The sequence below is a fragment of the Aeromicrobium sp. SORGH_AS_0981 genome, from assembly GCF_031453195.1.
GTDB lineage: Bacteria > Actinomycetota > Actinomycetes > Propionibacteriales > Nocardioidaceae > Aeromicrobium.
Map to the genome: position 1 here is coordinate 1,381,966 of NZ_JAVIZD010000001.1, position 20,570 is coordinate 1,402,535.

Below are 20,570 nucleotides of genomic sequence, written 5' to 3' on the forward strand. Positions count from 1 at the left end.
ACGTCGTGCCCTGGGAGGTCGGTCAGGAGGTGCGGTGCACCTTGTGCTGCGACGCCTGCGCGATCGGCTTGACGACCACGAGGTCGACGTTGACGTGCTGCGGTCGGGTGGCGACCCAGGTGACCACGTCGGCGACGTCGTCGGCCGTGAGCGGCTCGTCGACACCCCGGTAGACGGCGTCGGCGCGCTCGGTGTCGCCGTCGAAGCGGGTCAGCGCGAACTCCTCGGTGCGCACCATGCCGGGCGCGACCTCGCACACCCGTACGGGACGGCCGAGGAGCTCGAGGCGCAGCGTCTCGGTCATGACGGCCACGCCGTGCTTGGCGGCCGTGTACCCGCCGCCGCCCTCGTAGGCGATGCGGCCGGCCGTCGAGCCGATGTTGAGCACCGTGCCTGCGCCGCTCGCCTCGAGCGCGGGCAGCAGCGCGCGGGTGACCTGCAGCGTCCCGATGACGTTCGTCTCGTACATGGAGCGCCAGTCGTCCGGGTTCGCCTCGGCGACCGGGTCGAGCCCGATCGCCCCGCCGGCGTTGTTGACGAGCAGGCTCACGGCCGGCCCGGCGGCCTCGGCCAGCGCCGCCACCTGCTCGGCGTCGGTGACGTCGCAGGGCACGGCCAGGCCGTCGATCTCGGCGGCCAGCGCCTGGATCCGCTCGACCCGGCGCGCCGCGCACACCACGCGGTAGCCGGCGCGGGCCAGCTGGCGGGCCGACGCGGCGCCGATGCCGCTGCTGGCTCCGGTGACGACGGCGACGGGACGGACGGTGCTGGGGCTCGGCTCGACCATGCGCCCATCGTCGCACCCGCTCGGACGCCCGGCGCGGCACCCGTCGGCGGAGGGGGAGCGCTGCGCCGCTGGGCGGCCCGGGCCAAGATGGTGCGGTGACCTTCCTCCCGCTGCCGCGCCGCGTGGCCATGCTCTCGGCGCACACGTCGCCGCTGGAGCAGCCCGGCAGCGGCGACGCCGGCGGGATGAACGTGTACGTGCTCGAGCTGTCGCGGCGGCTGGCGGCCCGCGGGGTCGAGGTCGAGGTGTTCACGCGGGCCACGTCGCGGCACCTGCCGCCGGCGGTCGAGGCGTCGCCCGGTGTCGTCGTGCGGCACGTGACCGCCGGGCCGTTCGAGGGGCTCACCAAGGACGACCTGCCGAGCCAGCTCTGCGGGTTCGTGCGCGACGTGCTGCGCGCCGAGGTCGAGCAGGGGCCCCACCACTTCGACCTCGTGCACAGCCACTACTGGCTCTCCGGGCAGGTCGGCACCGTCGCAGCCGAGCGGTGGTCCGTCCCGCTCGTGCACACCATGCACACGATGGCGAAGGTCAAGAACGCCCACCTCGCCGACGGCGACCGCGCCGAGCCGATCGGTCGCGTCGTCGGGGAGGAGGAGATCGTGCGCATCGCCGACCGGCTCGTCGCGAACACGGAGGAGGAGCGACGCGAGCTGCTCGACCTCTACGCCGCCGACCCGTCGCGGGTCGACGTCGTGCACCCCGGCGTCGACCTCGAACGCTTCCGCCCCGGGAGCCGCGACGAGGCGCGCCGGGCCCTCGACCTGCGCGCCGACGCTGCCGTGCTGCTCTTCGCCGGTCGCATCCAGCCGCTCAAGGCACCCGACGTGGTGCTCAGGGCCGCGGCCGACCTCCTCGCCCGGGACCCCGCGCTGCGCGAGCGGTTGCAGGTCGTCGTGGTCGGAGGGGCGTCCGGCAGTGGTCTCGACCGGCCCACGTCGCTCGCCGACCTCGCCGCCGAGCTGGGCATCACGGACGTCGTGCGGCTCGAGCCCGCAGTGACGCAGGACGTGCTCGCCACCTGGTACGCCGCGGCCGACGTCGTGTGCGTGCCGTCGCACAACGAGTCGTTCGGGCTCGTCGCCATCGAGGCGCAGGCCTGCGGGACACCCGTCGTGGCTGCCCGCGTCGGAGGGCTCTCGACCGCCGTCGCCGACGGCGTCAGCGGAGTCCTCGTCGACGGCCACGACCCGCACGACTACGCCGACGCGCTGCACCCGCTGCTGACCGACCGCGCGCTGCGCGACGAGCTGGGTGCGAAGGCCGTCGCCCACGCGTCGGGCTTCGGCTGGGACGCCACGGTCGACCGGGTGCTCGAGGTGTACGCGCGGGCCGTCGCGGCCCGCGCCGGACGGAAGGACGGGTGAGCCCGCGTGAGTGACGACCTGACGACCGACCAGCGACACGCGCTCGAGGTGATCCTCGACGCCGTCGCCCAGGCCGGGCTCGACCACGTGCGCCACGGGCTCACCGTCGTCGAGGTCGACCTGCCGGGCGAGCGGAAGCTGAAGACCACCACCCGCCTCGAGGTCAACCGGCACTCCCTCGGCGTGCACGCGTTTGTCGCCCGCAACCCCGACGAGAACCACGAGGGCGTCTACCGCTGGCTGCTCGAGCGCAACCTCAAGCTCTACGGCGTCGCGTTCGCGATCGACTCCGCCGGCGACATCTACCTCGACGGCCGCCTCCCGCTCGTCTCCGTCACCCACGACGAGGTCGACCGGCTCCTCGGCTCCGTGCTCGCCGCGTCCGACGACTCCTTCAACACCATCCTCGAGCTCGGCTTCGCCTCCTCGATCCGCAAGGAGTGGGAGTGGCGCGAGTCGCGCGGGGAGTCGACGGCGAACCTCGCCGCGTTCGCGCACCTGCGGCCGAAGGGCTGAGGTTCTGCCTGGCGCTGTGGCGCTGGTGTTGCCCTGCTGGTGCGTTGGCTGCGGTCGTCGTGACCTTGCTGGTGCGCTGCCTGCGGTCGTCGTGACCTTGCTGGTGCGCTGCCGCAGGGGGCTTGTGCTTGCTGGTGCGCTGGCTCGGCTTTCGCCGGGTCCGGTCCCCGAAAGGGCCTCGACCGGCAGCGGGCCTGGGGGCGGCTCCGGGTCTCGGGGTCTGGTCTGGGCTCGCTCCTGACGCAGGCTTCTTCCTCTGCGTGTTCTGAGGGCGAGGTTCTGCGTTGGCGCGTCCTATCGGTGGATCTGCAACCGCAGGAGCGCTCCTGCGGTTGCAGATCCACCGATGGCGAGCGCGGGGCGGCAGGGATTCTCCCTTCGCGTGGAACGGTCCACGAGAAGGGAGAATCTCGCGTCACCCCAACGCAAAGGGCACCCACGATTCTTCATTCGAGCGTTCGAAGCCGAACGCTTCTGCGTTCACGACGGGATCCCGTCGCCAACGCAGAACCGTCGGACCCTCCCGCACACGAACGCAGCGTCCTGCGTCCCCCGGGGACGTCACGGGTGGGAGATCGCCTCGCGGACCTTCGTCGTGAGGGCGGTGAACTCGGGGAGCGCGCGCAGGTCGGCGGGAGGCACCTGGTGGCCGTCGGTGGAGAAGCGGGCCGGCTCGTCGAGGACGATGCGACCGGGGCGCGGGCTCATCACCAGCACCCGGGAGCCCAGGAAGACGGCCTCGTCGACGCCGTGCGTGATGAACAGGATCGTCTTGCCCGTCTCGCGCCAGATGGTCAGCAGCTCCTCCTGCAGACGCTCGCGGGTGAGGGCGTCGAGCGCCCCGAACGGCTCGTCCATCAGCACGATCTCGGGGTCGTTCGTCAGCACCCGCGCGATCTGGGCGCGCTGCTGCATACCGCCGGACAGCTCGTACGGCCGCAGCCCCGCGACGTCGGCCAGCCCGACGAGCTCGAGGTAGCGCTCGGCCGTGCGGTACCGCTCCGCCTTCGCGACGCCGCGCACCTTCGGGCCCAGGGCCACGTTGTCGCGGACGTCGAGCCAGGGGTAGAGCGTGGGCTGCTGGAAGACGACGCCCCGCTCGCGGCCCGGTCCGCGGACCGTCCTCCCGCCGACCTCGACGGTGCCCCGCGTCGGCTCCACGAAGCCGGCCAGGATCCGCAGCAGCGTCGTCTTCCCGCACCCCGACGGTCCGGCCAGCGTCACCAGCTCGCCCGGCTCGATCGTCAGGTCGATGCCGTCGAGGGCGCGCACGACCCCGTCGCGGGCCCGGAACTCCTGCTCCAGGCCCGCGACGGTGACCGCGAGGTCGTGACGCTCACTCACCCGCGGCGGCCTTCGCCGGTCCGGGGTCGACGCCGTCGGCGTACGTCGACTCGGGCGCGACCTTGGCGATGCCGTCCTGCGTGAGCAGGAACTTCGCCGTCGAGAAGAGGTCCTGCCCGAGCTTCCCGCCGAGCCAGTCGGCGCCCGCCTGCTGCTTCGCGTCGAGGAAGGTGAAGCCGGCGAACTGCTTCTCGGCCTCCGCCGCGCTCACGCCGATCTCCACGGCCGCGCTCTGGGCGGCCTTCGCCGGGTCGTCCTTGATCTGCTTGACCGCGTAGTCCTGCGCCTTCGCCCAGACGGCCAGCACCTTCGGGTTGTCCTCGACGAACGTGCGGTCGGCGATGGCGAGGTCGAACGTCGGCTTCCCGGCCTTGGCGGTGTCCTCGCTGGTGAGCACGACCTTGCCGCCGTCCTTCACGAGGGTGCTCAGCGTCGGGTCCCAGATCCAGGCGGCGTCGATGTCGCCGCGTGACCACGCCGGCGCGATCTGCTCCGGCTCGGTGTTGACGATCTTGTAGTCCGACGGGTCCTCGCCGGCGTCGGCGATGGCCTGCAGCAGGGAGAAGTGCGCGGTCGAGCCGAACGGGGTGGCGATCGTCTTGCCCTTCAGGCCCTCGATGTCGGTGGCCTCGCCGTCGCGCACGACCAGCGACTCCGCGGAGCCGATGACGTCGTGGATCCAGATGACCGACACGGGCAGGTCGAGCGGCGCCGACAGCGCCTTCGTGCTGGGCGAGGAGCCGGCGAGCCCGATGTCGAGGCTCTTGCCGCCGAACGCCTGCACGACGTCGCCGCCGGACGCGAAGTTGCTCCACTCGATCGTGGCGTTCGGCAGGCAGTTCTCGAGGATCTTCTGGTCCTTCACGACGACGTCGCCGTTGGGGATCTTCTGGTAGCCGATGCGCACCGTCGTGTCGACGGACTCGTCGGCCTGGAACGGGCACGCGTCGGCCGAGGCCTGCTCGGTGTCGCCGCCGACGCCGCAGGCGCTGAGCGCGAGGGCGGCGGTGGCTGCGACGGCGGCCGCGAGGGCACGCGTGCGGGTCAGGTGGGGGAGGGTCATGTCAGGCCTTTCCTCGCCAGGGGACGAGCTTCTTCTCGAGGGTGCGGATGATCAGGTCGAGGACGATCGCGGTCAGGCCGATGACGATGATGCAGGCCACCGAGAGCGCGAGCTTGTTCTGCGTCCCCGACAGGTACGCCAGGCCCCCGATGCCTGGCAGTCCGTTGACGAGCTCGGCGGCCACGACGGTGGTCCACGCGAACCCGACGGCGACCCGCAGGCCGCTGAGGATGTCGGGCAGCGTCGCGGGCAGGACGACCGTGGTGATCGTCTGGCGGCGCGACGCCCCGAGGGAGCGGACGGCGTTCAGCTGGTCCTCGCGGATCCCGCGCACCCCGTTGAGGGTGGCGAGCGCGATGGGCGGGAACGCCGCCAGGAAGAGCAGCGCGACCTTCGACGTGTCGCCGATGCCGAACCAGGCCACGAGGAACCCGAGGTAGGCGAGCGGCGGCAGGGAGCGCAGGAAGTCGACGTAGGGGCCGACGACGCGCTCGAACCATCCGACCGTGCCCATCGCGAGCCCGAGCGGCACGGCGACGATGATCGCCAGCGCGAGCCCGCCGCCGATGCGCTGCAGGCTCACCACGAGGTGCTCCCACAGGTAGTAGCCCTCCTCGCCCCGCACGACCCGGTCGACGCCGCCGCCGACCGCGTGGTTCGTGTTCGCGCGCAGGAACGCGTCCCACACCTCCAACGGGCTAGGCGCGAGGTACGCGGGCTGGACGATGCCGGACGCGGACACCGCGCTCCAGGCCGCCAGCACCACGACGAGCGTCACGACGGGCGGGAGCCAGCGCGACGGGGCGGGGGGACGGATCACGAGGTGTGACCGTAGGGGAGCCGCGACGCGCGTGGAGCCGGTCCCAGCATGCGGATGGCGTGCAGGCCGGCGTCCCGGCGCGCGGTAGCGGCGAGCGGCCTCGCGACGGTCCCGTAGCGTGGGGCGGGTGAAGGCGACCGTGTTCTGCGACGTGACCGACCCGTGGTCCTACGTGGGTGCGACCCGCTTCGAGCGTGCGGCGGGCATGTTCACGATCCTCGTCGGCGAGCCCGTCGAGGTCGCGTTCCGTGCCCGCCTGCTCGACCCCGACGCACCCAGCTCGGGGCGTCCGCTGCGCGAGGTGCAGGCCGAGCGGCTCGGCGGCGAGGAGAAGGTCGACCTCGTCGACGCCCAGGTGACGGCGGCTGCGCGGATCAGCGGCATCGAGCTGAACCTCGTCGAGGCGGTGGAGGCGAACAGCCTCGACGCGTGGCGCCTGCTGACGTGGGCCGACGAGGCCGCGCCGGGCGCGCAGCGCGAGCTCATCCACCAGCTCTGGCGGGCCCACCTCCTCGAGGGCGCCGACGTCGCCGACCCGCTCGTGCTCGCCAGCCGCGCGGCGCTCGTCGGCCTCGACCTCGAGACCGCCGACGCCCTGCTCGCCAGCGAGGAGTACGCCGACGCCGTGCGCACCCAGGACGAGACCGCCCGGTCGTTGGGCATCACCCAGCTCCCCTACGTCGTCGTCGAGCACCGCTGGACCCTCGCCGGCCCGCAGTCGCAGGACGACTACGTCCAGGCGCTCCACCAGATCCACCAGGAGTGGCGCTCCGACTCGCCGTCCTGACGGTTTACCACGGTCCCGTGGTAAACCTCGTCCGCCCGAGGGAAGTTTGCCGCGGGAGGACGATCTTTACCACGGGACCGTGGTAAACCGCTGGGCGTGGCGGCGGGCGCGGGCCGCGCGACCACTAGGCTGGCGGCATGACCTACACGCTCGTCCTCCTGCGTCACGGCCACAGCGAGTGGAACGCGAAGAACCTGTTCACCGGATGGGTCGACGTCGACCTGAACGAGCAGGGCGTCGAGGAGGCGGGCCGCGGTGCCAGGCTGCTCGCCGAGGCCGGGATCGCGCCCGACGTGTCGCACACGTCGCTGCTGCGCCGCGCGATCCGCACGTCGCAGATCGTGCTCGACGGCATCGACCGGCACTGGATCCCCGTCAAGCGGTCGTGGCGCCTCAACGAGCGTCACTACGGCGCGCTGCAGGGCAAGGACAAGAAGGCCACGCTGGAGGAGTTCGGCGAGGAGCAGTTCATGACCTGGCGCCGCTCCTACAGCACGCCCCCGCCGGCCCTGGCCGACGACGCGGAGTTCTCGCAGGCCGGCGACCCGCGCTACGCGTCGCTGCCCGACGAGCTGCTGCCGCGCACCGAGTGCCTGGCCGACGTGCTCGACCGGATGCTGCCCTACTGGTACGACAGCATCGTCCCCGACCTGCTCGACGGCCGCACGGTCCTGGTGACCGCCCACGGCAACTCCCTGCGCGCGCTCGTCAAGCACCTCGACGGCCTGGGCGAGGACGAGGTCGTCGGCCTCAACATCCCGACCGGCATCCCGCTCGTCTACGAGCTCGACGCCGACCTCAAGCCCGTCACGAAGGGCGGCCAGTACCTCGACCCCGACGCCGCCGCCGACGCCATCGCCGCGGTCGCGAACCAGGGTCGCTGACCCCTTCTCCCGCGTTCTGACGACTTTGGGTCGATCTGTCGCCGAAAGATCGACCTGAAGTCGTCAAAACGCTGGACATATGGACACGACATATCGATATTCGATATGGTCCGCGTCGTGCACAGCAATCGTGTCGTGGCGCGCGTCCAGTGGTGGGTCTGCATCGTCGTCTCCTTCGTCGCGTTGCTGACGGCGTTGGCGGCAGCGAGCTCCGCGCTGGCGGGGGACACGGTCGAGGTGACCGACGCGGTCGCGGGGACGACGACGTCGTACCCCGTCATCACGCTCAAGGTCTCGGGGGGCGGACTCCCCGAGCCGACGGCCCCGTTGATCACGCAGGACGTCAGGTCCGTGGAGGTCGCCGGCGAGGGCGACCTGGCCGGCGCGACCCGACTGGACCAGGCGTCACGGGTCCTCCGCGCCCTCCCACTCGTCGTGGCCTGCTTGCTCGTGCTGGTCCTCATGCGTCGATGGCTCCGCCGCACTCTCTGGCGTCGAGGACTCGACGTCTGGTTCGCGGCGCTCTCCGTGGCGCTGGCCCTCGGCGGCGGTCTCGCGCCGGTGCTGCAGGCGATGTCCCAAGAGGCGTTCATCGAGCGGCTCGACCTTCCGACCCGCGCCACGAAGACGGTGCTGGAGCCAGGTGCCGTGGCTCCCTTGGTCTACCTCGAGCCGTCGGCCGCCCCCGACCTGCTCATGCTCGCCGCCGCGGTCGTCGTCGGTGCCGGCGCGGTGGCGGTCCGGACGGCGTCGACCCTGCGGCGTGACGTCGACGGTCTCGTCTGATGCCCCCGGAGCTCGAGCACCGCGTCACGTGCGCGCTCGACGACCTGCTCGCCGCCCGCGGCCTGACGCTCACCCAGCTGAGTGCGCTCGTCGGGGTCAGCGTGGTGAACCTGTCCGTGCTCAAGAACGACCGTGCCAAGGCGATCAGGTTCTCGACGTTGACGGCCATCTGCGACGTGCTCGACTGCCAGGTCGGGGACCTCCTCACGGTGCGACCGCCTGAGCCGTAGGTGTGGTCGCTCAGCGACCACCCGCCCGCTCCAGCTCGTCGAGGAGCCCCGCGACGGTGCGCGCTGCGCGCACCCAGACGCGGTCGAGCAGCAGCGCGAAGACGACGGAGAGGGCCAGGAGCACGGACCCGGTCCAGACCAGCACCGGGACGGGTCCCAGCAGGCCCAGGGCCACGACGAGCACCAGCATCGTCACCACCACGGCCCAGAGCGCAGCCTGGACGGGCCGGCCCCGGCGCAGCAGGGTCTCCCGTTGGCGGACCGCGGGCAGCCAGCGCTCCCGGTCGAGACCGACGGGCGCGTGACCCGTGCGCATCGCCCGTCGGAACAACCGCCTCTGCTCACGCTCGATGGTCATGCGGTCACGCTAGCGCGCGGACCGCGGCCGGTCCGGGCCCTCGGCGGGGCCGCCGGACTCGAGAGCCGCGCGCAGACGAGCGGTGCGGCGGGCGCGTGACGCTCTCCCGCCGAAGAACAACCAGGGGACGATGACGAAGACTGCGGTGAGGAGCACGACCGCTGCGCTCGTGGCTGCGGCGAAGCGCAGGTCTCCGGAGTCCACGGAGAAGAGGACGGTCCGGACGCCGACGAGCACGAGGAAGACGACCCCGATGAGCGCGAGTCGCCTGCGTCGTCGCTCGTCGAAGTCCGGCGGCGGCCACACGTCCACCTCTCGGCGCCATGCGTCGCGATCAATGTCGGCGGGGACGACGCCCTTCACCCATGCTGTGCGAAACCGCCTGACCTCGCGCGCGCTGCCCAGGCGATCCCGCTGCGCGCGATAGTCGGGCATCGACCTGCGAACGAGCAGGAACAGGAGAGCCACGACGCCGATCGTGAGAAGGCCGCCGACCATCTCGTCCCGCCTCTCGGTCGAAGGTGCTCGACCGTACCGCCCGCCGCCGTCGAGACGTCAGGCGTCGAGCTTGTAGCCCAGCCCGCGCACGGTGGTGAGGGTGATCGGGTTGCCGGGGTCGGGCTCGATCTTTGCGCGCAGCCGCTTCACGTGGACGTCGAGCGTCTTCGTGTCGCCCACGTAGTCGGCACCCCACACGCGGTCGATGAGCTGGCCGCGGGTCAGCACCCGGCCCGGGTTGCGCAGGAAGAACTCGAGCAGCTCGAACTCCTTCAGCGGCAGTTTGACCGTGTCGCCGTCGACCGACACCAGGTGCCGCTCGACGTCCATGCGCACGCGGCCGGCCTCGAGGACGCCGTCCTCGTCGACCTCCTCGACCGCGCCGCGGCGCAGCACCGCGCGGATGCGGGCCACCAGCTCGCGCGGCGAGTAGGGCTTGGTCACGTAGTCGTCGGCGCCGAGCTCGAGGCCCACCACCTTGTCGACCTCGGTGTCCTTCGCGCTGACCATGATGATCGGCACGCTCGACGTCTGGCGCAGCTGACGGCACACCTCGGTGCCCGGCAGCCCGGGCAGCATGAGGTCGAGCAGCACGATGTCGGCACCGCCGCGCTCGAACTCGGTCAACGCGTCAGGGCCGGTCTCGGCGATCGCGACGTCGAAGCCCTCTTTGCGCAGGACGTACGACAGCGCCTCGCTGTAGCTGGTCTCGTCCTCGACGACCAACACTCGTGTCACAGGATCTCCTCATCGAGGTCGTGCTGGAAGCGGGGGAGCACCAGCGTGAAGGTGGAGCCAGCGCCGGGCTCGCTCCACACGTCGACGGTGCCGCCGTTGCTGGCGGCCACGTGCTTGACGATGGACAGGCCGAGCCCCGTGCCGCCCGTGGCGCGGGCGCGGGCAGGGTCGACCCGGTAGAACCGTTCGAAGATCCGCTCGAGCTCAGGGCCGGCGATGCCGATGCCGTTGTCCGCGACGCTGATGCGCACGTCGTCGCCGGCGAGCGCGGCCGTGACGACGACGCGCGAGCCCTCCGGGCTGTACGTCACGGCGTTCTCGACCAGGTTGCTCACGGCCGCGTGCAGCTGGGCGCGGTCGCCGTGCACGAGCAGGTCGGGCTCGACCGTGCGCGAGATCTCGATGCGCTTGCGCTCGGACTCCGTGGCCGAGTGCTCGCAGGCCTCTGCGACCAGCTCGTCGACCTTGACCGTCGTGGCGTCGTCGCTGGCGACGTCGTTCTGCAGCCGGGACAGGTCGATGATCTGCTGCACGAGCCGGGTGAGGCGCTCGCTCTCGGTCTGCATGCGCGACGCGAACCGCACGACCGACTCAGGGTCGTCCTTCGCCTCGGCGACGGCCTCGGCGAGCAGGTTCAGCGCACCGACCGGCGTCTTCAGCTCGTGGCTGACGTTGGCGACGAAGTCGCGGCGGATGTTCTCGACGCGCTGCTGGTCGGTCCGGTCGAGGGCCAGCACGATCACCAGGCGCGACGTCAGGGGCGCGACGCGCACCGACACGTGCGCAGGGAGACCGCGGCGGCGCTGCAGCGTCAGGTTCGACTCGCGCACCTGGCCGTCGCGTCGCACCTGCTGGACCATCGCGCGGATCTCGTCGGGCTCGATCCGCCGGTCGCGCACGATCCCGAGGGCCACCGCCTGGGCCGAGGCCTCGAGGACGGTGTTGGAGGAGTCGAGCAGGACGGTGGTCGACGACAGCACCGAGAGCACCGCCTGGGCCCCCGGCGGCACGAGCGGCGCGGGCTCCTCGGGTGCCGCGTTCTGGCGCCGTTCACTGAACAGCCAGACGAACGTCACCGTGGCGCCGACGGCCGCGCCGACGGCGCCGGCGATCAGGTAGGCCGCGTCGATGTCCACACGGCGATGCTAGGCCCACCGTTCACCCAGCTCCGAGCGCGAACCCCCTCTGACGTGCGGCTTTCCGCGGCTGTTCACGGTTCGTTCACCGGGGGTCGCTCATCGTTCACCGGTTTCTTCTAGGGTCGGGGGCATGCGTGATGCGTACTACGAGCAGCTCGACACCATCGTCGACGACCTGGTCCAGCTGACCGGGACCGTCCGCAAGGCCGTCGCCGCCTCCACCGCCGCCCTCCTCAACGCCGACGCCCCGCTCGCCGAGCAGGTGATCGACGGTGACAAGCAGATCGACGAGACGACGGAGGAGATCGAGGAGCGCGCGCTGCTGCTGCTCGCCACCCAGCAGCCGGTCGCCACCGACCTGCGCCAGCTCGTCGCCACGCTGCGCATGCTCACCGACCTGCAGCGCATGGGCGACCTCTCGGTGCACGTGGCCAAGGTCGCGCGCCTGCGCATGCCCGACGTCGCCGTCCCGGTCTCCATCCAGCCGACGATCATGGCCATGGCGTCCGTCGCCGACCAGATGATCCACGCGGCGTCGCGGATCGTCGCCAACCGCGACGTCGACGCGGCCGGCCGCCTCGAGGACACCGACGACGAGATGGACCGGCTGCGCAAGGACCTCTTCCGCGCGCTGCTCGGCGGCACCTGGGAGCACGGCATCGAGCCGGCGATCGACCTGGCACTCCTCGGCCGCTACTACGAGCGCATCGGTGACCACGCGGTCTCCATGGCGCGTCGCGTCGTCTACCTGGTGACCGGCGAGATCGCCCCCGGCGCCTGAGCCGCGCCTCGTCGCACGACGAAGGGCCGTCCGCGATCCGCGAGGATCGGGACGGCCCTTCGTGCGTCGGTGGCACCCGGCGACGTCGCCGCCCGGTGCGCCGAGGTCAGCTGCCGGCCGTGGGGCTGGCGCTCGCGCTCGGCGTCGGCGTGGCCGACGACTCCGGGCTCACCGGCTTCTCGGCGACGTCGGAGTAGGTCGACGTGCGGGCGACGATCGGCGCCTCGACCTCGACCTCGTCGCCGCTGGAGAACGTGAGCGTCAGGCGGGCGTAGCGGCCCAGCTCGACCGACGAGCCGTCGATGTCGGCGACCTCGCCCTGGCGACCCAGCGTGTACAGCTGGCGGGGCTGCAGCTCGACGGGCAGGGCCGGCTCGGCCGTGACCGAGCCGGAGCCCTCGAGGGGGCGCACGGTGACCGACTCGAGCGTCTGCTCCTCGTCGGTGGTGTTCAGGAGGCCGACGGACAGCGCGTACGTGTCGTCGGTGTTGGCCACCAGGAGCGCGTTGTACAGGCGCACGTCGCCCGTGCGCACGTTCGCGCCGATGCCGGGCTGGTACTGCTGGTTCGTCTGGGTGCTGCCACCGGTGCCGCAGGCGGTGAGCCCGAGGGCGGCGGTGAGCATCAGGGTGGCGGCCGTGAGACGGCGCGTGCGAACGGTGGACACCGGGCACCTGCTTCTACGTCGAGGAGGGTCGTCGTGCGGAGCATATCGGAGGGCGTGGCGGCGGCGCGGCGCGGGCCGGGCCCGTGGAGGGGGGCGGAACCTACCGTCCGACCCCGAGGAACGGCTGAAAAGGCCGTCCGTGGCGCGTGTTAAACTGGTCACCTACGAAAGGTGCCGCGTTTATGACTTTCACTGTCGGCGAGACGGTTGTGTACCCGAACCACGGGGCCGCAGTCATCGAAGACATCGAGAAGCGGACGATCAAGGGGGAGGAGCGCGACTACCTGGTCCTGCGCATCGTCGCCCAGAACGACCTGGTCGTCCGTGTGCCCGCCTGCAACGTCGACCTGGTCGGCGTGCGTGACGTCGTCGACGCCGACGGCCTCGAGCGCGTGTTCAGCGTCCTGCGCGCCGAGCACGTCGAGGAGCCGACCAACTGGTCGCGTCGCTACAAGGCGAACCTCGAGAAGCTGCACTCCGGTGACGTGCTCAAGGTGGCCGAGGTCGTGCGCGACCTGTGGCGCCGCGACCACGAGCGTGGCCTGTCCGCGGGCGAGAAGCGGATGCTGGCCAAGGCGCGCCAGATCCTGGTCTCCGAGCTCGCGCTCGCGGAGAAGACCAACGAGGACAAGGCCGAGCTGCGGCTCGACGAGGTCCTCGCCTCCTGACCCGAGGCTCGGTCCGACGGCCCCCGCCCCTCCGGGCGGGGGCCGTCGTCGTTCCTGGGGCCTGTCGATCCCGTGCCGTGCGTGCGGCGTGGAGGTCAGCGTCGCGCGACGAGCGCGGTGGCCACGGCCGCCACGCCCTCGCCGCGGCCCGTCAGGCCGAGACCGTCCGTGGTCGTCGCGGAGATGCTGACCGGAGCGCCGACGACCGACGTCAGCAGCTCCTGTGCCTCGTCGCGACGTGGGCCGAGGCGTGGCGCGTTGCCGATCACCTGCACCGCCACGTTGAGCACGGCGAAGCCCGCCTCGTCGAGCAGGCGGACGGTCTCGGTCAGGAACGTCGTGCCGGAGGCGCCGGCGAGGCGCGGGTCGGCGGTGCCGAAGCGCGACCCGATGTCGCCGAGGCCGACCGCCGACAGCAGCGCGTCGACCATCGCGTGGCACGCGGCGTCGCCGTCGGAGTGGCCCTCGAGGCCGGCGTCCTCACCCGGCCACTCCAGACCGGCGAGCCACATCGGCCGTCCGCGCACGAGGCGGTGGACGTCGGTGCCGATGCCGGTGCGCAGGTCGGGCCAGGTCATGGCTGCATCCTGCCCGACTACCAGCGCGGGCTGTCCTTCGGCAGGGCCTTGCTGCCCGGCCGGATGACGTAGACGATGCCGCCGCTGCCGCCGAGCCACGCGCGCTCGAACTGCGCGCGGTCGTAGGCGCGGCGCACGGCGGAGTTCGTCGCACCGGCGGGGTCGTTGGCGATGACGCGACCGTCGCGCGTGAACCCGCTGATGACCATCAGGTGCCCCGGCGTCGAGGAGATCGGTGCGCCGCTCAGCTCGCCCCGGCCGAAGGCGACCGACGCGACGAGCGGGATGCCCGCCTTGATGAACTGCTCGGCCTCGCGCAGGTTGTACAGGCGCGTCACGAACGTGTCCAGGCCGTAGGTGCTCGCGTACGCGGCGCTCATCGGCCAGTTGCCGGTGCCCTCGTAGCGGTAGTCGTAGGAGTACCGGGCGGCGTGGTCGACCTGGCGGTCGGACCCCTGGGCCCAGCTCAGCTCGCGCGACGTCGGCCCGGAGCCGAAGTAGCGCAGGATCATCGACACCGACGTCGGCGAGCACCACGCCTCGCCGCCGCCGCCCCACTCGGGGTGGTGCCCGCGGTGCGTCATCTGCGAGTAGGTCGGCACCGACAGCGTCGTCGTGCGGGTCATCGTCGTGCGGCTCGTGGCGATGCGGCGGGTCGTGTACGACGACGCGGCGCCGCCGACGGACTCGACGCGGGGCGTCGCGCGCGACGTCGGACGGCGCAGCAGCTCGACCTGCACCTGCCACTGGCTGAACGTGCCCGAGCCGTTCGCGCGCACGGTGTCGGTGTCGAGCCGGGCGAGGTCGTCGGTCTGCGACGGGCCCGACGTGCGGTAGACGCCGCTCTCGCCCTTCGCCCAGATGGCGACGGTGTCCCAGCTGCCGACCTTCGACCCCTGGCGCACGCGGGCCTTGACCCGCAGCCAGGTGTCGTCGGGCGTGCGGGCGCTCCACGACGGCACGAGGGCGCGCGCGGAGTAGCCCGTCGACGACCACGGCGACGTCCAGGTGCCGTAGGCCCACGTCGCGGTGCGGCCCTTGTACGGGTCGCGGTACGTCTGGCGGCGCTTCGGCGAGTCGAGCACGAGAGCGGAGCCGGAGACCCGGACGCCGTCGAACGAGCCCTTCTGGAGCTGGGCGGCGCTGACCCAGCGCACGGTGCTCGCCGACTGCGACGCGGCCTGCGCGGGCGCGGTCGGGACGAGCAGCGATGCGAGCAGGACGGCGGCGACGGCGGGGACGATGCGGCGTGGTGCATGCCGACGGGGAAGAGGCATTCTTCGAGGGTAGGTGACGTCAGGGGCTTGTGGGGCGGTTGGGACGAATCGGTCTGGTCGGGACCGGGGTCGCGGACCGTTAGGATTCCGGGGTGAGCCTGCGCCTGTACGACACCGCCACCCGGCAGCAGCGCGACCTCGACCCGGTCGTGCCCGGCAAGGTCGGCATCTACCACTGCGGGCTCACCGTCCAGGGACCGCCGCACGTCGGGCACATCCGCAAGGAGGTCGTCTTCGACGTCCTGCGACGCTGGCTCGAGCGCGCCGGCTACGAGGTCACCATCGTCGCGAACGTCACCGACATCGACGACAAGATCCTCGCCAAGGGTCGCGAGCAGGGCCGGCCGTGGTTCGCGGTGGCCTACGAGAACGAGCGCGCCCTGCACGCCGCGTACGAGGTGCTCGGCTGCCGGCCGCCCACGTACGAGCCGCGTGCGACGGGCGTCGTGCCCGAGATGATCGAGCTCATGGAGACGCTGATCGAGCGCGGTCACGCCTACCCGGCGGAGAACGGCTCGGGCGACGTCTACTTCGACGTCCGGTCGTGGCCCGCGTACGGCGAGCTCAGCAACCAGCAGGTCGACGACATGCAGGCCGCGCCCGACGCGCCAGCCGACGGCAAGCGCGACCCGCGCGACTTCGCCCTGTGGAAGGGCCACAAGGAGGGCGACCCGGAGTCGGCGTCGTGGCCGACGCCGTGGGGTCGGGGCCGTCCCGGCTGGCACCTGGAGTGCTCGGCGATGGCCGCGAAGTACCTCGGCACCGAGTTCGACATCCACGGCGGCGGGCTCGACCTGCGCTTCCCGCACCACGAGAACGAGATCGCCCAGTCGCGCGCGGCAGGTCAGCCGTTCGCGCGGCTCTGGATGCACAACGCGATGCTCAACCTGAGCGGCGCGAAGATGTCGAAGAGCGTCGGCAACACGCTGATGGTCAGCGAGGTGGTCAAGCGGGTGCCGGCCATCGCGCTGCGCTACTACCTCGTGGCCGCGCACTACCGCTCGATCATCGAGTTCACCGAGGAGTCGCTGCAGGAGGCCGCGGTCGCGTTCGAGCGCGTCGAGGGCTTCGTGCGACGCGCCGACGAGACCGTGCGCGCGGCGGGCGGCGACGTCGCGCCGGGAGACGTCGGCGCAGCCTTCGCGGCCGCCATGGACGACGACCTCGGCGTGCCGGCGGCGGTCGCCGTGCTGCAGGGCGAGGTGACGCGCGGCAACACGCTGCTGGCCTCGGGTGACTCACCGGAGCTGCGCGAGGTGCTCGCCACCGTGCGTGCGCAGCTCGACGTGCTCGGGCTCGACCCGCTCTCCGAGCACTGGGCGGCGACGTCGACGTCGGCCGCCGACGAGGCGCTCGCGCCGCTCGTGGAGGCGCTGCTCGCGCAGCGCCAGGAGGCGCGCGCCGCGAAGGACTTCACCACCGCGGACCGCGTCCGTGACCAGCTGGCCGCCGCCGGCATCGACATCGAGGACACGGCGCAAGGTCCGCGCTGGTCCGTGAAGGGACACTAGAAGCATGGCGGGCAACAGCCAGCGCCGCGGCGCGATCAAGAAGACCGGCAAGGGCAACCCCACGGCCGGGTCCGGCGGACGTCGCCGCAAGGGTCTCGAGGGCAAGGGCCCGACGCCCCGCGCGGAGGAGCGCCCCAACCACAAGGCGTACAAGATGGCGCGCGCCGCCGACAAGCGCGAGGCCGCACGGCCCAAGCGCAAGGGCGGCGACGGCGGACCCGAGTGGGTGGCCGGACGCAACAGCGTCGTCGAGCTGCTGCGCGCCAACGTGCCCGTCGCCGGGCTGTACATCGCCGAGGGTGCGGAGCGCGACGAGCGCATCCGTGAGATCTTCCGGCTCTCCGCCGAGCAGCACGTGTCGCTGCTGGAGATCGGGCGGGTCGAGATGGACAAGCTCACCGGTGGCGCCGTGCACCAGGGCGTCGCGGCCAAGCTCGACGCCTACGACTACGCCCACCCCGACGACCTGCTCGCGCGGGCCGAGGAGGAGGGCGTGCCGCCGCTCGTCGTCATGCTCGACGGCGTGACCGACCCGCGGAACCTCGGCGCGGTCGTGCGCTCGGCGTCGGGCTTCGGCGCGCACGGCGTGGTGATCCCCGAGCGTCGGTCGGCGCAGATGACCGCGTCGGCGTGGAAGACGTCGGCCGGCGCCGCCGCGCGCGTGCCGGTCGCACGGACCACCAACCTGACCCGTCAGCTGAAGGCCTACCAGGAGGCGGGCCTCATGGTCGTCGGCCTGGCCGCCGACGGCGACGTCGCCCTGCCCGACCTCGACCTCGCCGACGGACCGCTCGTCGTCGTCATCGGCAGCGAGGGCAAGGGCATCTCCCGCCTCGTCGGCGAGACCTGCGACCAGATCGTCTCCATCCCCATGGCCTCCAGCCTGGAGTCGCTCAACGCCGGCGTCGCGGCGGGCATCGCGCTGTACCAGATCGCGCAGCGTCGGGTCTGAGAGTCGCGGGCTCGCCCGAGCCCGCTGGCTCCCGAAGGCCGATCTGACGACTTCCGAGCGGTTTTTCCGCAGAGAACCGACGAGAAGTCGTCAGAACGCGCGTGTTGGACAGTTGCGGGGCGATTTGTGCGGCCGAGTCACCCGGAACTGTCCACATCGGGCGGTGCGGGCCGGGGGCTCGGGTGGGGCGCTGGTGCTGTTGCGGCTGGGCCTGGACGCTTGCTGGGTCTCGATACAGCGGGACGCCTGCGGCGTGCACCACTCGACCCGCCTGAACCGTTCCCTCGCTGCGCTCGGTCAGGTTCAGGCGTCGTACCCCTGCGGGTTCTGCGACTGCCAGGTCCAGGTGTCGCGGCACATGTCGTCGACGGTGCGCGAGGTGCGCCACCCGAGCTCCTGCTCGGCCTTCGTCGGGTCGGCCCAGAACGCCGGGAGGTCGCCGGGGCGACGGTCGACGACCTCGTACGGGATCTCCCGACCGCTGGCACGCTCGAACGCCTGGATCATCTCCAGCACCGACGTGCCCTGACCGCTGCCGAGGTTCCACACGTGCACGCCGGCGTCGCCGTCGACGATCGCGTCGAGCGCGACCACGTGACCCTCCGCGACGTCCTGCACGTGGATGTAGTCACGCTCCGCGGTGCCGTCGGCCGTCGGGTAGTCGCCGCCGAAGACCGACAGCCGCTCGCGGCGGCCCACCGCGACCTGCGCGATGAACGGCACGAGGTTGTTCGGGATGCCCTGGGGGTCCTCGCCGATCCGCCCCGACGGGTGCGCGCCGACCGGGTTGAAGTATCGCAGCAGCGCCACCCGCCAGGCCGGGTCCGCTGCGGCGACGTCGGTGAGGATGCGCTCCGTCATGACCTTCGTCTGACCGTAGGTGCTGGAGGAGTCGAGCGGCTCGTAGTCCTCGACGTACGGCACGGGCGCCTTCGCGCCGTACACCGTGGCGGAGGAGGAGAAGACGATCGTGCGGCAGTCGTGGCGACGCATCGCGTCCATGAGCGTGAACGTCGAGCCCATGTTGTTCGCGTAGTACTCGAGCGGCTTCTGCGTGCTCTCGCCGACCGCCTTCAGCGCCGCGAAGTGGATGACCGCGTCGAACCCGCGCGCCAGGACCGCGTCGGTCGCGTCGGCGTCGGTGAGATCGACCTCGTGCAGCGGCACGTCACGGCCGGCCAGCTCGCCCACCCGGCGCACCGCCTCGGCCTTGCCGTTGACGAGGTTGTCGACCACCTCGACGTCGTGGCCCTGCTCGAGGAGGGTGAGGACGGTGTGGGAGCCGATGTAGCCGGCGCCGCCGGTGACGAGGACACGCATGGGCCCACGCTACCGAGCGGGTCGTTCGGGCCGACCCAGCACGGCCGCCGACGCCACCAGGAGCGTCGCGAGACCCAGCCCCGCCGCCAGGTGCCAGCGCAGCAGCAGGGCTCCGACGACGGCGCCGAGGACGATCAGCGTGACCACCGTCGCCTGCAGTGCCCGCCGCTGCGACCGTCCCGTGCCGAGGGAGAGGTCCGAGCCCAGGCCGATCAGCGTGTTGGTGACCGCGACGGTCGACACGTCCGGCACCGCCACGTGCCGGGCCGCGGCCGCCTGCAGCCCCATCGCGACGCCGAGCGTCGTCGTGGTCGTCGTCAGCGCCGCCCGGCCGACCGGCTCGACGACGAGCAGCAGCACGCCGAGCACGCCGAGGACGAACGCGACCACCGCGAGCAGACTGGTGACGCGACCGTTCCACCCGGGCGTCGACCCCCGCACGACCCGGCCCCCGAGCGTCGTCCCGGCGAGGAACCCGGCCAGTGCCGCCGACGCCCCCACCACCGACAGGCCGGCAGCGCCGGTGAGCGCCAGGCCCAGCAGGACGACGTTGCCCGTCATGTTGCCCGTGAACACGCGGTCGAGCCCGAGGTAGGAGACCGCGTCGACCACGCCCGTCGAGAACGTCAGAGCCATGAGGGCGGCGATCTGGCGACGGTCGACGGGCACACGGTCCACGGCGGCATCCTCCCACCGACGCGCGCCACGACCGATGTGCGGGCAGGATCGGGGCATGACCTGGTTCACCGCGACCCGCACGTCCGAGGCAGTGGTGACGGCCCAGCAGCAGCAGGTGTGGGACGTCCTCAACGACCCTGCCGAGGTCGCCCGACTCACCCCGCTCGTCCGACGCATCGAGGTCGACGGCGACCACTGGCGCTGGGTCATGGAGGAGATCCCCGGTCTTGGCATCAGCCTCGCGCCGGCGTTCACCGTGCTGATCGAGACCGACGAGCCGCGGTGCATCACGTTCACGCACGACCCGCCCGAGGGCGCGAAGGAGCGAGCCGCCGTCGAGGGCTCCTACGGCCTCAGCCCGCACGAGCAGGGCACCCGCCTCGACATCGAGATCACCGTCCGCGTCGACCTCCCCCTCAGCAGGCTCGCGAAGCCCGCCGTGAAGGCCGCCATGGACGGCGTGCTCGCCAGCATCGGCCGCGGCTTCGGTCGCAACCTCCTCGACCGCCTCGACGCCGACCAGGTCGACGTCGGCTGACGCCCGGCCCGCGCTGGGCCGTTGCCAGGTGGTCTCGCGACCACCCGCGGTGGCTTCCGCTGGTCGAGTAGCGCGGAGCCGCGACGAAGGAGCGTGCTCCGGGCGTATCGAGACCACTCTGGGCGGTCGCTGGGGGTTGGCCCGCGCTGGGCCGTTGCCGGGTGGTCTCGATACGCAGGACCTCGCAAGCTCGTCCCTGCTACTCGACCAGCGAAGCGTTCCGCTGGTCGAGTAGCGCGGAGCCGCGACGAAGGAGCGTGCTCCGGGCGTATCGAGACCACTC

Annotated in this window: 24 protein-coding genes; 11 read left to right on the plus strand and 13 right to left on the minus strand. The window is 72.0% G+C overall.

Features of this window, described 5'->3' with window-relative positions; translation table 11 throughout:
- Nucleotides 1–22: 22 nt before the first annotated feature.
- Nucleotides 23–787, minus strand: a complete 765-nt coding sequence (locus QE370_RS07055) for an SDR family NAD(P)-dependent oxidoreductase (protein ID WP_309633913.1) — start codon at nt 785–787, stop codon at nt 23–25.
- A 110-nt stretch (nt 788–897) separates the two neighbouring features.
- On the opposite strand from QE370_RS07055, the gene mshA reads away from it, so the two are divergent.
- Together mshA and QE370_RS07065 are read left to right on the plus strand one after the other, a co-directional pair.
- On the plus strand, nt 898–2,154 hold the full coding sequence (mshA, locus tag QE370_RS07060) for a D-inositol-3-phosphate glycosyltransferase (RefSeq protein ID WP_309635245.1): 1,257 nt from the start codon (nt 898–900) through the stop codon (nt 2,152–2,154).
- A gap of 6 nt (nt 2,155–2,160) precedes the next feature.
- Nucleotides 2,161–2,670: a YbjN domain-containing protein gene (locus QE370_RS07065; RefSeq protein WP_202967696.1), complete on the plus strand. Its 510-nt coding sequence runs from the start codon at nt 2,161–2,163 to the stop codon at nt 2,668–2,670.
- Nucleotides 2,671–3,231: 561 nt separating this feature from the next.
- Here QE370_RS07065 and QE370_RS07070 read toward each other — a convergent pair.
- Genes QE370_RS07070 through QE370_RS07080 form a run of 3 tightly spaced genes read right to left on the minus strand, consistent with a single transcriptional unit; the run spans nt 3,232 to nt 5,897 of the window.
- The gene (locus tag QE370_RS07070; protein WP_309633914.1) at nt 3,232–4,014 is read right to left on the minus strand and encodes an ABC transporter ATP-binding protein; all 783 of its coding nucleotides are present in this window, start codon (nt 4,012–4,014) and stop codon (nt 3,232–3,234) included.
- The gene (locus tag QE370_RS07075; RefSeq protein ID WP_309633915.1) at nt 4,007–5,077 is read right to left on the minus strand and encodes an ABC transporter substrate-binding protein; all 1,071 of its coding nucleotides are present in this window, start codon (nt 5,075–5,077) and stop codon (nt 4,007–4,009) included. The genes QE370_RS07070 and QE370_RS07075 overlap by 8 nt, the downstream gene beginning before the upstream one ends.
- Before the next feature lies 1 nt (nt 5,078).
- On the minus strand, nt 5,079–5,897 hold the full coding sequence (locus QE370_RS07080; protein ID WP_309633916.1) for an ABC transporter permease: 819 nt from the start codon (nt 5,895–5,897) through the stop codon (nt 5,079–5,081).
- Nucleotides 5,898–6,024: 127 nt separating this feature from the next.
- Between QE370_RS07080 and QE370_RS07085 the strand changes: the two genes are divergently transcribed.
- The 4 genes from QE370_RS07085 to QE370_RS07100 all read left to right on the plus strand — a co-directional run bounded on the left by QE370_RS07085 (nt 6,025) and on the right by QE370_RS07100 (nt 8,584).
- Entirely contained in the window at nt 6,025–6,684 is a 660-nt protein-coding gene (locus QE370_RS07085; RefSeq protein WP_309633917.1) for a DsbA family oxidoreductase, read from the plus strand.
- A 137-nt stretch (nt 6,685–6,821) separates the two neighbouring features.
- On the plus strand, nt 6,822–7,568 hold the full coding sequence (locus tag QE370_RS07090) for a phosphoglyceromutase (RefSeq protein ID WP_067853856.1): 747 nt from the start codon (nt 6,822–6,824) through the stop codon (nt 7,566–7,568).
- A gap of 117 nt (nt 7,569–7,685) precedes the next feature.
- The gene (locus QE370_RS07095; protein ID WP_309633918.1) at nt 7,686–8,354 is read left to right on the plus strand and encodes a hypothetical protein; all 669 of its coding nucleotides are present in this window, start codon (nt 7,686–7,688) and stop codon (nt 8,352–8,354) included.
- Entirely contained in the window at nt 8,354–8,584 is a 231-nt protein-coding gene (locus tag QE370_RS07100; RefSeq protein WP_309633919.1) for a helix-turn-helix transcriptional regulator, read from the plus strand. The genes QE370_RS07095 and QE370_RS07100 overlap by 1 nt, the downstream gene beginning before the upstream one ends.
- A gap of 10 nt (nt 8,585–8,594) precedes the next feature.
- Here the strand turns inward: QE370_RS07100 and QE370_RS07105 are convergent, their stop codons facing one another.
- The 4 genes from QE370_RS07105 to QE370_RS07120 all read right to left on the minus strand — a co-directional run bounded on the left by QE370_RS07105 (nt 8,595) and on the right by QE370_RS07120 (nt 11,314).
- Complete coding sequence (locus tag QE370_RS07105) at nt 8,595–8,942, minus strand: hypothetical protein (protein WP_253025479.1); 348 nt, start codon at nt 8,940–8,942, stop codon at nt 8,595–8,597.
- Nucleotides 8,943–8,951: 9 nt separating this feature from the next.
- On the minus strand, nt 8,952–9,248 hold the full coding sequence (locus tag QE370_RS07110) for a hypothetical protein (protein ID WP_253025478.1): 297 nt from the start codon (nt 9,246–9,248) through the stop codon (nt 8,952–8,954).
- A 249-nt stretch (nt 9,249–9,497) separates the two neighbouring features.
- Entirely contained in the window at nt 9,498–10,178 is a 681-nt protein-coding gene (locus QE370_RS07115) for a response regulator transcription factor (RefSeq protein WP_067853862.1), read from the minus strand.
- Nucleotides 10,175–11,314, minus strand: coding sequence for a cell wall metabolism sensor histidine kinase WalK (locus QE370_RS07120; protein WP_253025477.1), 1,140 nt, complete (start codon nt 11,312–11,314; stop codon nt 10,175–10,177). Before QE370_RS07120 ends, QE370_RS07115 begins: the two co-directional genes overlap by 4 nt.
- A 133-nt stretch (nt 11,315–11,447) precedes the next feature.
- On the opposite strand from QE370_RS07120, the gene phoU reads away from it, so the two are divergent.
- Nucleotides 11,448–12,098 carry a phosphate signaling complex protein PhoU gene (gene phoU / locus QE370_RS07125; RefSeq protein ID WP_253025476.1) on the plus strand — a complete coding sequence of 217 codons (651 nt, stop codon included), beginning with the start codon at nt 11,448–11,450 and terminating at the stop codon, nt 12,096–12,098.
- 106 nt (nt 12,099–12,204) lie between these two features.
- Here the strand turns inward: phoU and QE370_RS07130 are convergent, their stop codons facing one another.
- The gene (locus tag QE370_RS07130; RefSeq protein ID WP_309633920.1) at nt 12,205–12,765 is read right to left on the minus strand and encodes a hypothetical protein; all 561 of its coding nucleotides are present in this window, start codon (nt 12,763–12,765) and stop codon (nt 12,205–12,207) included.
- 182 nt (nt 12,766–12,947) lie between these two features.
- On the opposite strand from QE370_RS07130, the gene QE370_RS07135 reads away from it, so the two are divergent.
- Nucleotides 12,948–13,433: a CarD family transcriptional regulator gene (locus tag QE370_RS07135; RefSeq protein WP_067853874.1), complete on the plus strand. Its 486-nt coding sequence runs from the start codon at nt 12,948–12,950 to the stop codon at nt 13,431–13,433.
- Nucleotides 13,434–13,528: 95 nt separating this feature from the next.
- On the opposite strand, the gene ispF is transcribed toward QE370_RS07135, so the two are convergent.
- A complete protein-coding gene (gene ispF / locus QE370_RS07140; protein ID WP_309633921.1) occupies nt 13,529–14,011 on the minus strand; it encodes a 2-C-methyl-D-erythritol 2,4-cyclodiphosphate synthase in 483 nt (160 codons plus the stop codon).
- Nucleotides 14,012–14,028: 17 nt separating this feature from the next.
- Nucleotides 14,029–15,288, minus strand: coding sequence for a C39 family peptidase (locus QE370_RS07145; RefSeq protein ID WP_309633922.1), 1,260 nt, complete (start codon nt 15,286–15,288; stop codon nt 14,029–14,031).
- Nucleotides 15,289–15,380: 92 nt separating this feature from the next.
- Between QE370_RS07145 and cysS the strand changes: the two genes are divergently transcribed.
- Both cysS and rlmB read left to right on the plus strand, forming a co-directional pair.
- Nucleotides 15,381–16,799, plus strand: coding sequence for a cysteine--tRNA ligase (gene cysS / locus QE370_RS07150; RefSeq protein ID WP_309633923.1), 1,419 nt, complete (start codon nt 15,381–15,383; stop codon nt 16,797–16,799).
- A 4-nt stretch (nt 16,800–16,803) separates the two neighbouring features.
- Nucleotides 16,804–17,751: a 23S rRNA (guanosine(2251)-2'-O)-methyltransferase RlmB gene (gene rlmB / locus QE370_RS07155; protein WP_067853883.1), complete on the plus strand. Its 948-nt coding sequence runs from the start codon at nt 16,804–16,806 to the stop codon at nt 17,749–17,751.
- A 303-nt stretch (nt 17,752–18,054) separates the two neighbouring features.
- Here the strand turns inward: rlmB and galE are convergent, their stop codons facing one another.
- Both galE and QE370_RS07165 read right to left on the minus strand, forming a co-directional pair.
- Nucleotides 18,055–19,071, minus strand: a complete 1,017-nt coding sequence (galE, locus tag QE370_RS07160; protein ID WP_309633924.1) for a UDP-glucose 4-epimerase GalE — start codon at nt 19,069–19,071, stop codon at nt 18,055–18,057.
- 9 nt (nt 19,072–19,080) lie between these two features.
- Nucleotides 19,081–19,749 carry a YoaK family protein gene (locus tag QE370_RS07165; RefSeq protein ID WP_253025470.1) on the minus strand — a complete coding sequence of 223 codons (669 nt, stop codon included), beginning with the start codon at nt 19,747–19,749 and terminating at the stop codon, nt 19,081–19,083.
- Nucleotides 19,750–19,804: 55 nt separating this feature from the next.
- Between QE370_RS07165 and QE370_RS07170 the strand changes: the two genes are divergently transcribed.
- On the plus strand, nt 19,805–20,287 hold the full coding sequence (locus tag QE370_RS07170) for an SRPBCC family protein (protein ID WP_309633925.1): 483 nt from the start codon (nt 19,805–19,807) through the stop codon (nt 20,285–20,287).
- The last annotated feature ends 283 nt before the right edge of the window (nt 20,288–20,570 follow it).

Bases quoted from the DNA above. Each gene is read 5' to 3' on its own strand.
- QE370_RS07100 (WP_309633919.1), top strand. From the start codon at position 8,354: ATGCCCCCGGAGCTCGAGCACCGCGTCACGTGCGCGCTCGACGACCTG.
- QE370_RS07135 (WP_067853874.1), top strand. From the start codon at position 12,948: ATGACTTTCACTGTCGGCGAGACGGTTGTGTACCCGAACCACGGGGCC.
- QE370_RS07075 (WP_309633915.1), bottom strand. From the start codon at position 5,077: ATGACCCTCCCCCACCTGACCCGCACGCGTGCCCTCGCGGCCGCCGTC.
- QE370_RS07170 (WP_309633925.1), top strand. From the start codon at position 19,805: ATGACCTGGTTCACCGCGACCCGCACGTCCGAGGCAGTGGTGACGGCC.
- rlmB (WP_067853883.1), top strand. From the start codon at position 16,804: ATGGCGGGCAACAGCCAGCGCCGCGGCGCGATCAAGAAGACCGGCAAG.
- QE370_RS07145 (WP_309633922.1), bottom strand. From the start codon at position 15,288: ATGCCTCTTCCCCGTCGGCATGCACCACGCCGCATCGTCCCCGCCGTC.
- QE370_RS07105 (WP_253025479.1), bottom strand. From the start codon at position 8,942: ATGACCATCGAGCGTGAGCAGAGGCGGTTGTTCCGACGGGCGATGCGC.
- QE370_RS07055 (WP_309633913.1), bottom strand. From the start codon at position 787: ATGGTCGAGCCGAGCCCCAGCACCGTCCGTCCCGTCGCCGTCGTCACC.
- QE370_RS07090 (WP_067853856.1), top strand. From the start codon at position 6,822: ATGACCTACACGCTCGTCCTCCTGCGTCACGGCCACAGCGAGTGGAAC.
- galE (WP_309633924.1), bottom strand. From the start codon at position 19,071: ATGCGTGTCCTCGTCACCGGCGGCGCCGGCTACATCGGCTCCCACACC.
- phoU (WP_253025476.1), top strand. From the start codon at position 11,448: ATGCGTGATGCGTACTACGAGCAGCTCGACACCATCGTCGACGACCTG.
- ispF (WP_309633921.1), bottom strand. From the start codon at position 14,011: ATGACCTGGCCCGACCTGCGCACCGGCATCGGCACCGACGTCCACCGC.